The following is a 14148-nucleotide window of genomic DNA, read 5'->3' on the forward strand; positions in this document are numbered from 1 at the left end:
CTGGGATTTTTTTATTGATTATCTTTAAAAATAAAAAAACCGCTTATTTTAAGCGGCTTCTAGTTATTTTATTTTTACTATTATTTCTGATGAACTTTCTGTTCAATTTCTTCGATACTGGTATGGCGCACATCCGTCCCTTTCGCCATATAAATCACTTGTTCTGAGATATTACGTGCGTGATCACCAATGCGTTCCAATGAGCGCAAGACCCACATCACATTAATCACGCGTGAGATATGACGCGGATCTTCAATCATATAGGTCATTAAGGTACGTGTCGCCGACTGATATTCACGATCAATATCCACATCTGCCATCACCACTTTAAGTGCTTGCTCGACATCTAAACGCGCAAATGCATCCAAGGCATCATGTATCATGACACGTACTTGGTTACCAATATGACGGGTTTCCATATAGCCGCGTGGCGACTCACCCTCTTCACACAAGGTTTGTGCAATACGGGCAATTTTTGCAGCCTCATCACCAATACGCTCTAAGTCAGTATTGGCCTTACTCATTGCAATCACCATACGCAAATCAATCGCAGCAGGGTGACGACGCGCGAGAATCAAGGTTAAACCTTCATCGATATCGCGTTCGAATTGGTTCACTGCATTGTCTTTAAACTGCACATCAATCGCTAAGTTAGCATCTGTGTCTAATAAAGCATGAATTGCGTTGGCAACTTGTTGCTCCACTAATCCACCCATGGTCATAAACTTGGTATGCACATCTTGCAAGTCTTCATTAAATTGTGAAGAAATATGATGACTTAACACAGGATTGCTTGGGCTCACAGTATGCCTCCACTAGACACATGGAAAAATGATTGGTGATTAAAACATAGAATTGATGAAAGTTTTATGACAATAGCATGGATTTGCACTTTGTAAATTGGTGTGAATTGACACAACAAAAATTTAAAAATCTGTTACCCTAAATGCGTCGCTTGACGGAGCGCAGTTAACAAACTGCTGAGATTGTCTTAATCATCCAATTTAAAGACAAGTACCGTTGAACCTGATCAGGTTAAAACCTGCGTAGGAATCAAGCCCAGCAAAAACTTAGCCTTTATTTATCATAGAGATAAATCCGCCATTGTTTTTGGTCGTGCTTGATTCGTTAATGCCATACATAAGGATCATGCCATGAACCAATTAACGAATCTTTCCCCTGCCGATATTTCTGCTCAACATGAGCAAGACGCTAAAGATTTAACCCGTATTTTACCTGCTTCACGCAAGGTTTATGTCGAAGGTTCTCGCCCCGATATCCAAGTCCCGTTTCGTGAAATCAGCTTGACTGAAACCCCGACAGGCTTAGGTGGTGAACACAACCCACCGGTTATGGTCTATGACACTTCTGGAGCGTATACCGATCCAAATGTACAGATTGATTTAAACAAAGGTTTACCTTTAGTCCGTCAAACTTGGATTGAAGAGCGCCAAGATACCGATGTGCTTTCAGGTCTCAGTTCTGAGTTCGGACAAGCCCGTTTAAAAGATATTCGTACTGCTGAAATCCGCTTCGCCCATATTCAAAACCCTCGCCGTGCGCAGGCAGATAAAAATGTTACGCAAATGCATTATGCCAAACAGGGCATTATTACCCCTGAAATGGAATATATTGCGATCCGTGAAAATCAGCGCCAGCTTGAACATGTCGATATGCGCCAACATGCAGGCCAAAATTTCGGCGCACAGAATCTAAAAGAAATTACCCCAGAATTTGTACGCCAAGAAGTTGCTTCTGGGCGTGCCATTATCCCTGCCAATATCAATCATCCTGAATGCGAACCGATGATTATCGGACGTAATTTCTTGGTTAAGATTAATGCCAATATTGGGAACTCTGCACTCGGTTCATCGATTGATGAAGAAGTCGCCAAAATGACGTGGGCCACCCGTTGGGGCGCAGACACCATCATGGACTTATCAACCGGTAAAAATATCCATGAAACCCGTGAGTGGATTATCCGCAACTCACCTGTTCCTATCGGTACCGTACCAATCTACCAAGCACTGGAAAAAGTCGATGGTGTGGCGGAAGACCTCACTTGGGAAATCTTTAAAGACACCTTGATTGAACAAGCTGAACAAGGCGTTGACTATTTCACCATTCACGCGGGGGTATTGCTGCGCTATGTCCCAATGACGGCGAATCGTCTCACAGGCATTGTCTCTCGTGGTGGTTCAATCATGGCGCAATGGTGCTTGGCGCATCATGAAGAAAACTTCCTGTATACGCATTTTGATGAAATCTGCGAGATCATGAAAGCCTATGACGTGTCCTTCAGTTTGGGCGATGGCTTACGTCCAGGCTGTGTTCAGGATGCCAATGATGAAGCGCAGTTTAGCGAACTAAAAACACTGGGTGAACTGACCCATCGCGCTTGGGAACATGATGTACAGGTGATGATTGAAGGTCCTGGTCATGTGCCAATGCATATGATTAAAGAAAATATGGATCTACAGCTTGAAGTCTGTAAAGAAGCACCATTCTATACGCTTGGACCACTGACCACTGACATCGCGCCAGGTTATGATCATATTACTTCTGCGATTGGCGCTGCGATGATTGGTTGGTACGGTACAGCCATGCTGTGCTATGTCACGCCAAAAGAACACTTAGGTTTACCCAACAAGAAAGACGTCAAAGACGGGATCATCACCTACAAAATTGCAGCGCATGCGGCGGACTTAGCCAAAGGTCACCCAGGGGCTCAAGTCCGTGACAATGCCTTATCTAAAGCACGTTTTGAATTCCGTTGGGATGACCAGTTCAATTTAAGCTTAGACCCTGATACAGCACGCAGTATGCATGATGAAACGCTTCCGAAAGAAGCGCATAAGTCAGCACATTTTTGTTCGATGTGCGGACCCAAGTTCTGTTCAATGAAAATCACGCAAAATGTGCGAGATTATGCGCAAAATCAACACAATGCCAAGCAGTCAAATGATGCCGAAATAGAAGTTGAAGCAGGTCTCAATGCCATGAAAACCGCTTATCAGGAACATGGTCAAAAATTGTACCACAAAGTGTAAATCGACTAAAAAAAGATTTTCCTGCGAATCATTCTCGGTTAGGATGAGATATGTACAATCTCATCCTGATTGAAGATGACTATTCTTGAACACGCCAGCTACTCAGCAACCGACGTTACGATAGAATCTCGAGAGACCTTATTTCGAGGGTTCATCCAAGTTGAGAAAGTGAGCTTAAAGCATCGATTATTTGATCGAGAAGATTATTCACCTATAATTCAGCGTGAATTGGTTCATCGTCCAGAAGCTGCGGGCGTTTTACTTTATAATGACCAACAACAACGCTTTGCACTGATTGAACAATTTCGTGTCGGTGCAGTGAATGATCCAGTTTCGCCTTGGCAACTCGAAGTGATTGCGGGCGTACTTGATGGCGATGAATCTCCAGAAAGCTGTATCCGTCGTGAAAGTCTGGAAGAATCAGGCTGCGAGATTACGGAATTAAAACATTTATTTAGCTTCTACCCTTCTGCTGGCGCATGTTCTGAATTTTTTCATTTATATGTTGCAGAAGTTGATTTGCCAAAGGACGGGGGCATTTTTGGAATGCCAGATGAAGGTGAAAATATTCAACTCCATCTATTTGCTTATTCCGCATTAGAAGCATTATTAAATAACGGGCGGTTGAGAAACGCACCTGTAATCATGGCATTACAGTGGCTGTCTCGACATATACAACAAAGATAAAAATCTGAAGGGGCTAAAGACGGTGACTTTCCAAGTCTCATCATTATCGCAACAAGATTTTGTGATGATACAGATTACCGATACACATTTGCTCGAGTACCCACATTTAGAATTTGTCGGGATGCAACCCGAGCAAAGTTTTCATGCTGTAATCGACTTGATGCGCCAGCAACATCCTCATATTGACCTTATTGTACACACGGGTGATTTGGCACAATCGCCTACACCGTTAACGTATAAACGTTATGTACAGCACATGCAAAGCTTGGGGATTCCTTTTTTTCATACGCCAGGCAACCATGATGATGCAACACATTTCCCATTTCACGAAGTAGACCACACGCAGCCTACGGTGATTGAATTAGGTCAATGGTGCATTATCTTGCTGAACAGTGCACAACCAGAACGTATTGATGGCAAAATTGCTGAGGTGCAATTGCAACAACTCACTCAGTTATTGACACAACTGCACGATCGTCATGTGATTATTGCCTGCCATCATCACCCTTTTGCCATGCAATCGGCTTGGATTGATCAGCACAAACTCAAAAACTCATCTGATCTACTGGAAACGATTCAACCCTTTTCCAACGTCAAAGCCATCGTCTGTGGTCACGTGCATCAGGATTCAATCAATACGTGGCAAGGGATTGAGTTTTTATCCACGCCATCAACTTGTATCCAATTCAAGCCAAAAAGCGATAAGTTTGCTCTGGATGAAGAGCATCCTGGCTATCGCTTTATTCGTCTTAAAGCCAATGGTGAACTGGAAACGCAGGTCTATCGCTTACCCACTTCACAGCGGATGAATAGTTCCGAAGTTCTGGGCTACGATTAGGGACTGCTGACATTTCACAGATGCTTGTGGCAGAGGATATTTTTTAGATGGTACAAGGCAGGTTTTGTGAAACTTAGTCATTCTCAGTAAACAAAACCTAACATCGTAGCGGCAAAAAATCTCCCTGCCCCGCAGGGTTATGGCTAAAACATCCCTAAACTGCGTTATGAAACTTGACAAGGGAATCGCCATTGTCTGCATTTCATGCCTTGTTTATGTCGTTTTAGCCTATAACACAATGCATGGCTGAAATAGCAGCAGTCCCTAAAACTTTTGATTACAAATTACATTGTCGATTTGACACAAAATCTGGACGGGAATGACTACCATCTTGCTCAAAAACTCTATATGATGTCGACCCTTGATGGGAAAAACCATCTCAGGTTTCTATAAAAACACTTGCATATCACCATATTTTTTGCGTATAGATAGTACGTGTAAGATGAGGAATGCCCTATATGGCGAATGACAACCAAAATCAAGTCTTGGACGAACCGACAGAAGTGATTGATGATCTGAAATCGGCGAAACGTGTACGTAAAACCAAACCGAAGGCTTCAGAAGGTGGTACAACTGCTAGTCTGTTTGGAATTGCGCCTTATCAGCCGAAGAAAAATGAAGAATACATGTCTGAAGGACAACTTGAGCATTTCCGCCAAATCTTAAATGCATGGAAAGCGGAGTTAATGTCTGAAGTTGATCGTACTTTAAATACGATGCAAGACGAATCAAGTGCACTTCCTGACGTCAATGACCGTGCGACGCAAGAAGAAGAATTTGCAATTGAGCTACGTACACGTGATCGTGAACGCAAACTCATTCGTAAAATCGAACAATCGATTGAAGCTATTCAAAACGAAGACTATGGTTTCTGTGAAACTTGTGGTATCGAGATTGGCTTACGTCGTTTAGAAGCTCGCCCAACGGCGACTTTATGTATCGATTGCAAAACTTTGGCTGAAATCAAAGAAAAGCAAAATAACGGTTAATAGTCCCTCCCAACCTCCCTTTAAAAAGGGAGGAGTACTGAGAATTTAGAAACTTATAATGTTCGAGTACTCCCCTCCTTTCTAAAGGAGGGGTCTGGGGAGGATTAAAAACCCACGACCATTTAATCTTTATGTCTTATAAAGGACGATTTGCGCCATCGCCAACCGGCCCATTGCATTTTGGTTCCCTGCTCACCGCAGTTGCCAGTTATTGCGATGCCAAAGCCAATCACGGCCAATGGTTGGTTCGGATTGAAGATACTGATATCCCCCGTATTTTCCCCAATAGCGAAACACATATTCTCTCATGCATTGATGCTTTTCAATTTGAGCCTGATACAGAGATTATTTTTCAAAAAGATCGTTTCGAGATCTATGAACAGGTGCTTGAGCAACTCAAGCAATTCGATGCGATTTATGCCTGCCAATGTACCCGTAAAATGCTGGGCTCCAATCATATCTATGCAGGAACTTGTCGAGATTTAAATTTAGAGTTTGCTGATCAAGCCATTCGTTTAAAGGTTACAGATCAACAGATTTGTTTTGAAGACCGTTTACAAGGTCGACAATGTTCTAACTTACTGCATGAGCTTGGTGATTTTGTATTAAAGCGTCGTGATGGCATTATCAGCTATCAATTGGCGGTGGTAGTCGATGATTATCTACAAGGTATCAGCCATGTGGTTCGCGGTGCAGACTTACTCGATAACACGGCTCGACAAATCTGGTTAGGTTCTTTACTGGGTTTTCCCAATTTAAGCTATATGCATTTACCGCTTGCCATGAACGATCAAGGGCAAAAACTATCTAAACAGAATCTTGCACAAGCACTGGATATCACTCAAGCTCCCAAACTGTTACAGCAAGCCATCTTGGCTTTAGGCCAACCTGCTGTGGAACTGGATCAACCCCGTATTATGTTGCAACAAGCCGTGCAACAATGGGATGTCAATCTGATTCCCAAAGGGGTTCATTTAACTGGAACCTATTTATAAACAATAAAAAAGCCCTGTATAACCACAGGGCTTTTGTTTATTTACATGCGCTAGAAATTAGATTCTTCTTTTACAGGGTTCAACTCTTGTGTTGACGCATCAATTTTTAGAATCAAACTAATCATCGCCGCACACATCATGAGTGATGTACCACCATAACTAATAAACGGTAAGGTCAAACCTTTGGTTGGCATGAGGCCCATGTTCATGCCCGCATTGACCAGAATCTGCATCAGGAAGATGATGCTAATCCCGTAAGCCAAATAACCTGCACGCAAATAGTTATGTTGCAAGGCACGATGACCAATACGGATACAACACGCCAGCATGGTAAACGACAGCATCATCACGATCGACACGCCAAAGAAACCAAATTCTTCACCTAACACTGCCAACATAAAGTCGGTATGTGCTTCTGGCAGATAAGAAAGCTTCTGTACGCTGTGGCCCAAGCCCGTACCAAACCACTCACCACGACCAAAGGCCATTAGAGCGTTGGAAAGCTGATAGCCCACACCCAATGGATCTGCCCAAGGGTTGGTAAACGAGATCAAACGCTGAAAACGGAATGGCTCGAAGATGATCAGCGCACTGACACCCGCAAAGATCGCACCCAGCATGATCAAGAACTGCGTTGCCGGTGCGCCTGCCAAGAAGAATACCCCGACCATCATTAACACGATAACGACAGTTGCCCCCAAGTCAGGCTCAGCGACAATGAAACCGACCGTTAAAGCCATCACACCACTTAAACGCAATAAACCTTTCCAGTGGGTACGCACTTCTTTGGCACGGCGTACTACATAGTCAGCGGTGAAAATCGCCATGACAATTTTGGCAATCTCGGTTGGCTGTAAGGTAAAGCCACCGACCTTAATCCAGCGATGCGCACCATTCACTTCAGAGCCCACCACCAACACGGCTAACAGCAACACGATGGTAATGAGCCATAAAGGAAAGGCATTTTTAAACCACAGATTTAATGACACCCGATAAGTCAGAAACGCCACCACCGCAGCCACGACAATTGAAATGCCATGACGAATCAAGAAATAAAATGGGCTTTCGTGAATATATTCCGCATAAGGCATTGAGGCTGATGCCACCATCACCGAACCGAAACACAGTAATGCAATCACACAAAAGATCAGAATATTTCGTGCCGTCATTTCTGCAGGCAACTTCGGCAAACGATTGAGCAATTGCGAAATCTTTTGCACCGTATTTTGGGCTAAATCCGCCATAGTTCTGTTCCTAGTTCTTCTCGTCATTCAAGGCATTTACACATGCCACGAATTGCTGTCCACGATCATTATAGCTTTTAAACATATCAAAGCTTGCACAAGCGGGTGAAAGCAAGACCACATCCTCAGCTTGTGTATTTTTCTGTGCCAATCGCACCGCTTCTTCTAAACTCTGTGCATGTTGGATCACACTGCTGCCTTGAATCGCTTGTTCGATGACTGCTGCATCTTCACCAATCAAGATCACTGATTTCACATATTTCTGAATCGCATCACGTAATGGTTTAAAATCCTGACCTTTGCCCTGACCACCCAAGATCAAAGCCAGCTTACCCTTGTTGACTTCAATTGCAGCCCCTAAGCCATCAATCGCGGCAAGGGTTGCACCGACATTAGTGCCTTTGGAATCATTGTAATAACGCACACCATCAATACTCTGCACATATTCACAACGATGTTCCAAGCCTTTAAAATGCTTCAAGGTTTCTAACATAGAGGCCGTTGGCAAACCAATCGCTTCACCCAATGCCAAACATGCCAAAGCATTGGCAACGTTATGCATACCTTGAATATACATGTCAGAAGTTTTCAGCAGACGCTCACGACCACGTGCTAACCACATGGTGCCATCTGCATCACGTAGCACACCATATTGATTTAAATCCGGTGCATTCAAACCAAAGCTTTGTATCGGCGTAACATCAGGAACCAAAGGACGGCTCAGATTGTCATCACGGTTATACACCACTTTTTTCACGCCTTGGAAAATACGGTGTTTAGCTTTGTGATAACCCAGCATATCGCCATGACGATCAAGATGATCTTCACTCATGTTCAGCACCACAGCCACCTCTGCATTCAGATGTGACGTAGTTTCAAGTTGAAAGCTCGAAAGTTCAAGAATCAACAGTTCAGGTTTATCTTTGAGTAAATCCAGTGCAGGACGCCCCAGATTGCCCCCAACCGCAACTTTTTTGCCTGCATCTTGTGCCATTAAGCCGATCAAAGTGGTGACCGTGCTTTTTGCATTTGAGCCTGTAATCGCAACAATAGGAACTTCTGTGGCACGGCGCAGCAATTGGATATCACCAACAACGGGAATACCTTTTTCAATCGCTTGCTGAATTTCTGGTAGTTGCGGTGCAAGTCCTGGGCTGAGAATAATTTCTTCTGCCTGTAACAGCAGTTCTGTATCTAATTGACCAAAACTGGTCCGCACAGCTGCGGGAATTTGATCATGTCCTGGAGGGGTTGCTCGAGAGTCTGTTACTGCAACTTGGTAGCCTTGTTCATGTAAAAAGTTGACTGCTGATACCCCCGAAATACCTAAGCCAGCCACAACTTTTAAACCACCGCGTTGTATTAACATTTTTGCCCCATTTTTTGCAGATTACAGAATGGCAAAAATGTTAGCACTTTACTGTTTTAAATGCTTTTTCAGTTTTGGTTTTATTCAATCTTTTTTGTGTCAGTGCGTAAAAGCTTAGGCAGGGATAAAAAAGCTAATTCCCAATAAAACCAAGCCCCCCCAGCCAATCGACTGATTTAAATACATAGTGCTTGAATTTAAGCTCAATCAATTCGGGTCTTAACCCTAGATAAATCAAGATGGAACATGAAAGTAGCCATGAAGCCGTTTCTTTATAAATATTCAGATTTTTTGCCAAAGCAGAAAGATAAAGCAAAGTCATCAATAGCATAAAACCCAATAAAATCAATTTATGTTTTAAGCGCAATGATCTCTTCTCACTCATATCCGTCTGATTTATTTTTTCTTTTCCAAAAAAATTGCCCATCTTAAGATGGGCAATTTCAAGATTGCACTTAACGCCATTTCACTGTTTGTACGGTTTCTGTTTTCTTGCTCTCCGCGTCATCGGTCGAACAACCACAGCCACCACCACAACCGACCGCCATTTTCGGTTTTAACCATACTGCCAAACGTTGCCAACCTAGGCGCTGACATTGATTTGATAATGCCAGAAATGCTGAACTTGCTGTTTGAGGGAATACCTTCTTAAACACGACAACAGCACTCCACAGCACCAATACAGCAACAATCAAGTACTCAAACATAAGCGTCTCTCCAATAATTTCCTCCCCTTTTAAAGGGAGGTGAGATGGGATTTCTTAGCCCCAAATGCTGGATGCAATTTGGTAGGTCAAGAACGACATTAAATACGCCAAACCAAATAAATATGCCGTCATCACTGCCACATGCTTCCATGAACCCGTTTCACGACGTACCGTGGCCAAAGTGGCCAAACAATGTGGTGCATAGATAAACCAGACCAATAATGACAACCCTGTTGCCAGCGACCAACCTGTTCCATCAGCACTAATTAAATGCGACAAACCCTGAGCAATCGCATCGTCATCAGCCCCAGACAAGGCATAGACTGTACCCAAAGCAGCAACCACAACCTCACGCGCCGCCATTGCCGGAATAAGCGCAACCACGATCTGCCAGTTGAAACCAACAGGTGCAAAAATCGGTTGCAGCAAATGCCCTAACATTCCAGCAAAACTGTAATCAATATCAGGTAAAGTCGCTCCTTCTGGTGCTTGCGGGAAGGTACACAAGAACCAAAGTAAAATGGATAGAGCGAAGATAATGCCACCCACACGTTTTAAGAAGATTTTGCCGCGATCAAGCAAGCCAATCCCAACACTTCTTAAATCAGGAATACGGTAACTTGGCAACTCAAGTAATAATGCATGTTGTGATTTATCTTTTTGCAGAAACTTCATCACAATCGAAACACAGAGTGCACTGACAATTCCTGACATGTACAAGCCAAACAGCACCAAACCTTGTAAGTTGAAAATGCCCCACACCGTTTGACTTGGAATGAAAGCGGCAATCAATAAAGCATAGACGGGTAATCGTGCAGAACAGGTCATCAATGGTGCCACCATGATCGTGGTAAAACGATCACGTGGATCACTGATACTACGAGTGGCCATGATTCCAGGCACTGCACAGGCAAAGCTCGACAGCAAAGGAATAAAGGCACGTCCACTTAAACCTGCCTTAAACATGAGTTTATCCAGCAAGAACGCGGCACGTGGGAGGTAGCCTGATTCTTCTAATACCAAAATAAAGAAAAATAAAATTAAAATCTGCGGCAAGAACACCACCACACTCCCCGCACCGGCAATAATACCGTCGACCACTAAACTGTGCAGTAAAGGCTGCGAGATATACTCACCGAGCTTCTCACCAAACCATGCAAAGAAGGTTTCAATCCCATCCATAAATGGCGCAGCCCAAGCAAATACAGCTTGGAATACAATGAACATCATGATGGCAAGGCTAAGTAAGCCAAGCACTGGATGTAAGAAAATCTTATCCAGAAAATCAGTACGTTTATCTTCCTGATCAACAAAGTTCACCACATCTTTGAAAATCACTTCAATTTTCTGGTGATGATCCCCTTTCAAGCCACTCAGTTCCGTTTGTGGAATTGAATACTTGTCTTGATCAAGTGCATGCAGTAGGTTTTCGATACCTGAATTGCGTACCGCAACCGTTTCAACCACAGGGACCCCCAAACGCTCAGAAAGCTTTTGCGTGTTGATCTGAATACCACGGCGACGTGCTTCATCCATCATGTTCAACACGACAAGGATTGGACGACCCAACTCAATAATTTCCAACACCAAACCAAGATGTAGCTTTAAGTTCGTTGCATCAACCACACACAAGAAGGCATCTTGTTGCCCTTCTTCCGCAATTTTGCCTTGGCAAACATCACGGGTAATTTCTTCGTCTGGGCTGGTTGCCTGTAAACTATAAGTTCCTGGTAAATCCAAGACACGTACCGCTTTCCCAGAAGGAAGCTGAAAATGCCCAACTTTACGTTCAACTGTCACACCCGCATAGTTGGCAACTTTTTGGCGTGTACCCGTTAAATGGTTAAATAAAGATGTCTTACCGCAGTTTGGATTTCCCACAAGGGCAACACGTAACGCATCACTCATGCAGGTGCTCCTTCAAGTTGAATTTCAATTTTATCCGCTTCCGCTTTTCGTAACGCAAAACGCGTAAAACCGAGCTGGATTAGAATCGGATCTCCACCAAAAATGCCTTTGGTAATCACCTGTACTTGTGTACCTGGCACAAAGCCTAAACTTTCTAAACGAACTGCAACTAAATCTGGCTGTTCTGTCTCATCGACCACGCGATTTACTTTCGTAATCATCGCTGTTTGCTTGACTTTTAATGCTGACAATCGCACCGCTTCTAACCCTTAACCCTTTTTTGCTAGTATACAAGCAAATGAGAATAATTACCAAAACCAATCTCAGTGGCATTTGCTTCTGTGACAGATCGACAACAATTCATTTTTCTTTTACAGTGCAATTCAACCAAAAATAAATCAGGGCACCATGCTCCCTAAATACACGCCCCGCTTTCACCGAGAAATATGTTCAACGCCTTATGCTAAATAAAAAGCCTCGTATTCCTACTGCGGTTAACATCCCCGAACATTTGAGTTTTTTACAAGGTTTTCGGGATTATCTGGTAGCTCAAACCGTGAGTCCACATACCCGCAATGCCTATTTATCTGACCTGATACAATGTGCTGAATTACATCAAACAGCGGCATTACCACAATGGTCCAGTGATGACATTGCTGATGTGCTGATCGCGCTCACCAAGGCCGGTAAAAGCCCTCGTTCGATTGCACGTTGTCTGTCTGCATTAAGACAGTTTTATAAGTTTTTAAGAGAACAAAAGTTACGGGATGATAATCCTGTTGCCACCCACCATTCCCCTAAAATTGGACGCGCCTTACCCAAGGATTTATCCGAACAAGATGTCGAGGCCTTAATCAATGCACCTGATATCAATACAGCATTAGGCCTACGTGACCGTGCCATGTTTGAAGTCCTGTATGCCTGTGGTCTGCGTGTTTCAGAATTACTAAATTTACGTTTAGAACTAATCAACCTAAAACAGGGTTTTGTGCGGATCACCGGTAAGGGCAATAAAGAGCGTCTGGTCCCACTGGGGCAATTTGCATGTGATTGGATTGAAAAATATTTAGTTGAGTCACGCCCGCAACTGTATAAAAGCAGCACGGACTATCTGTTTCTCACTCAACATGGCGGCATCATGAGTCGACAGAATTTTTGGTATGCGATTAAACGCTATGCATTGCAAGCCAATATCCAAGCTGAACTCTCTCCTCATACCCTACGTCATGCTTTTGCCACTCATTTACTCAATCACGGTGCAGATTTACGCGTGGTACAAATGCTGCTTGGACACAGCGACCTTTCCACCACACAAATTTACACCCATGTCGCGCAACAGCGAATGCAAGAGTTGCATGGCAAATACCATCCACGCGGCTAAAACCACCTCTTATCTAGGATTTAGCCAAAACTTGATGCCATTCACAGAGCCTATGCAAGATTTAACGAAGTGATTCATTTTTTTTGTTATGCTAGGCCCCTTATACAAATGAATTCGTACAAAAAAGGTTCTATATGTTGTTTACTCGCTCTCAACTTGTAATTGCTTGTACATTAGCATCAACATTATTCGTCAGTGCTTGCTCAAAAGAAAATTCAGCACAAAAACAAGATGCACTCACAGCAAGCGCACCCGCGACAGGTGAAGCATCAACATTGAATGAACGCAATGCACAACAGCGTTTGGTCTCGACCTTAGAAAAAAACTTTAAAACAGCCAATATCAACGCCAAAATTCTTGCGGTGAAGAAAACCGAAGTGCCTAATCTATATTGGGTGAGTCTGGAAGGTATGGGATCAGTCTATGCCACCGCTGACGGCCAATACATTATTCAAGGCGATGTGGTGCGTTTAGGCGATAAGCAACTGCATAATGTCAGTGATGCCTTACAAGCCACCGAGAATAAAAAGCATCTGGCAGCACTGAAAGCTGAGGATTTGATTGTTTATCCTGCACAAGGCGGCAAAGCCAAGCATGTGATCTATGTATTCACCGATTCAAGCTGCCCATATTGTCATAAACTGCATGAACACTTAGCCGAGATTAATGCCAAAGGCATTGAAGTCCGTTATATCGCATGGCCACGTGGCGAACAGTTCATGCCAACCATGCAAGCAATTTGGTGTAGTGAAGACCGTAAAGCTGCCTTCGATCAAGCGACCAAAGGCTTACCAGTCTCAGCTGCTGAATGTAAGAACCCTGTTCGTGACCAGTATCAACTGGGTTTAAATATGGGCGTGAACGGTACGCCTGCTATTTATAACGTCGATGGCGAATATTTAGGGGGTTATATGACACCTGAAGAAATCGTGCAACGCTTAAACAAATAAGTTCAAACTACACCACACATTCGCAAAGAC

The 14148-nt window shown here is 43.5% G+C and carries 13 protein-coding genes, 1 pseudogene and 1 riboswitch; of the genes and pseudogenes, 7 read left to right on the top strand and 7 right to left on the bottom strand.

From position 1 onward, the window contains the following. Nucleotides 1-80: 80 nt before the first annotated feature. Complete coding sequence (phoU, locus tag F993_RS04345) at nt 81-803, bottom strand: phosphate signaling complex protein PhoU (RefSeq protein ID WP_004656328.1); 723 nt, start codon at nt 801-803, stop codon at nt 81-83. A gap of 146 nt (nt 804-949) precedes the next feature. Next, a riboswitch (TPP riboswitch) is annotated at nt 950-1070 on the top strand. An 84-nt stretch (nt 1071-1154) separates the two neighbouring features. Between phoU and thiC the strand changes: the two genes are divergently transcribed. The 5 genes from thiC (at nt 1155) to gluQRS (ending at nt 6559) form a co-directional block, all read left to right on the top strand. After that, entirely contained in the window at nt 1155-3050 is a 1896-nt protein-coding gene (gene thiC, locus F993_RS04340) for a phosphomethylpyrimidine synthase ThiC (RefSeq protein ID WP_004656330.1), read from the top strand. A 75-nt stretch (nt 3051-3125) separates the two neighbouring features. Next, the gene (locus F993_RS04335; protein ID WP_004656332.1) at nt 3126-3737 is read left to right on the top strand and encodes an NUDIX domain-containing protein; all 612 of its coding nucleotides are present in this window, start codon (nt 3126-3128) and stop codon (nt 3735-3737) included. A gap of 22 nt (nt 3738-3759) precedes the next feature. Beyond that, nucleotides 3760-4575, top strand: coding sequence for a 3',5'-cyclic-AMP phosphodiesterase (cpdA, locus tag F993_RS04330; protein WP_004656334.1), 816 nt, complete (start codon nt 3760-3762; stop codon nt 4573-4575). Between the two features lie 458 nt (nt 4576-5033). Then, nucleotides 5034-5564: an RNA polymerase-binding protein DksA gene (gene dksA / locus F993_RS04325; protein WP_004656335.1), complete on the top strand. Its 531-nt coding sequence runs from the start codon at nt 5034-5036 to the stop codon at nt 5562-5564. Nucleotides 5565-5695: 131 nt separating this feature from the next. Continuing rightward, entirely contained in the window at nt 5696-6559 is an 864-nt protein-coding gene (gluQRS, locus tag F993_RS04320) for a tRNA glutamyl-Q(34) synthetase GluQRS (protein ID WP_004656337.1), read from the top strand. A gap of 50 nt (nt 6560-6609) precedes the next feature. Here the strand turns inward: gluQRS and ftsW are convergent, their stop codons facing one another. The 6 genes and pseudogenes from ftsW to F993_RS04290 form a co-directional block, all read right to left on the bottom strand. Continuing rightward, complete coding sequence (ftsW, locus tag F993_RS04315) at nt 6610-7803, bottom strand: putative lipid II flippase FtsW (protein WP_004656339.1); 1194 nt, start codon at nt 7801-7803, stop codon at nt 6610-6612. A 10-nt stretch (nt 7804-7813) separates the two neighbouring features. Continuing rightward, nucleotides 7814-9172, bottom strand: coding sequence for a UDP-N-acetylmuramoyl-L-alanine--D-glutamate ligase (murD, locus tag F993_RS04310; RefSeq protein WP_004656340.1), 1359 nt, complete (start codon nt 9170-9172; stop codon nt 7814-7816). A gap of 114 nt (nt 9173-9286) precedes the next feature. Then, nucleotides 9287-9572: pseudogene (locus tag F993_RS04305) on the bottom strand (hypothetical protein). Between the two features lie 55 nt (nt 9573-9627). Next, complete coding sequence (locus F993_RS04300) at nt 9628-9879, bottom strand: DUF6587 family protein (protein ID WP_004656343.1); 252 nt, start codon at nt 9877-9879, stop codon at nt 9628-9630. Between the two features lie 54 nt (nt 9880-9933). Further along, complete coding sequence (gene feoB / locus F993_RS04295; RefSeq protein WP_004656345.1) at nt 9934-11787, bottom strand: ferrous iron transporter B; 1854 nt, start codon at nt 11785-11787, stop codon at nt 9934-9936. Further along, complete coding sequence (locus tag F993_RS04290) at nt 11784-12044, bottom strand: FeoA family protein (RefSeq protein ID WP_004656347.1); 261 nt, start codon at nt 12042-12044, stop codon at nt 11784-11786. Before F993_RS04290 ends, feoB begins: the two co-directional genes overlap by 4 nt. Nucleotides 12045-12247: 203 nt before the next feature. Between F993_RS04290 and xerD the strand changes: the two genes are divergently transcribed. Both xerD and F993_RS04280 read left to right on the top strand, forming a co-directional pair. Then, on the top strand, nt 12248-13168 hold the full coding sequence (gene xerD / locus F993_RS04285; RefSeq protein ID WP_004656348.1) for a site-specific tyrosine recombinase XerD: 921 nt from the start codon (nt 12248-12250) through the stop codon (nt 13166-13168). A gap of 134 nt (nt 13169-13302) precedes the next feature. Then, nucleotides 13303-14118 (top strand): DsbC family protein, encoded by an 816-nt coding sequence (locus tag F993_RS04280; RefSeq protein WP_004656350.1) that lies wholly within the window; start codon nt 13303-13305, stop codon nt 14116-14118. Nucleotides 14119-14148: the final 30 nt, after the last annotated feature.

Source organism: Acinetobacter proteolyticus, from assembly GCF_000367945.1.
GTDB lineage: Bacteria > Pseudomonadota > Gammaproteobacteria > Pseudomonadales > Moraxellaceae > Acinetobacter > Acinetobacter proteolyticus.

What these genes read in the sequence shown, in the direction of transcription:
- F993_RS04300 (WP_004656343.1), bottom strand. Translation starts at nt 9,879, where the DNA reads ATGTTTGAGTACTTGATTGTTGCTGTATTGGTGCTGTGGAGTGCTGTT.
- murD (WP_004656340.1), bottom strand. Translation starts at nt 9,172, where the DNA reads ATGTTAATACAACGCGGTGGTTTAAAAGTTGTGGCTGGCTTAGGTATT.
- ftsW (WP_004656339.1), bottom strand. Translation starts at nt 7,803, where the DNA reads ATGGCGGATTTAGCCCAAAATACGGTGCAAAAGATTTCGCAATTGCTC.
- dksA (WP_004656335.1), top strand. Translation starts at nt 5,034, where the DNA reads ATGGCGAATGACAACCAAAATCAAGTCTTGGACGAACCGACAGAAGTG.
- feoB (WP_004656345.1), bottom strand. Translation starts at nt 11,787, where the DNA reads ATGAGTGATGCGTTACGTGTTGCCCTTGTGGGAAATCCAAACTGCGGT.
- xerD (WP_004656348.1), top strand. Translation starts at nt 12,248, where the DNA reads ATGCTAAATAAAAAGCCTCGTATTCCTACTGCGGTTAACATCCCCGAA.
- F993_RS04335 (WP_004656332.1), top strand. Translation starts at nt 3,126, where the DNA reads ATGACTATTCTTGAACACGCCAGCTACTCAGCAACCGACGTTACGATA.
- thiC (WP_004656330.1), top strand. Translation starts at nt 1,155, where the DNA reads ATGAACCAATTAACGAATCTTTCCCCTGCCGATATTTCTGCTCAACAT.
- F993_RS04280 (WP_004656350.1), top strand. Translation starts at nt 13,303, where the DNA reads ATGTTGTTTACTCGCTCTCAACTTGTAATTGCTTGTACATTAGCATCA.
- gluQRS (WP_004656337.1), top strand. Translation starts at nt 5,696, where the DNA reads ATGTCTTATAAAGGACGATTTGCGCCATCGCCAACCGGCCCATTGCAT.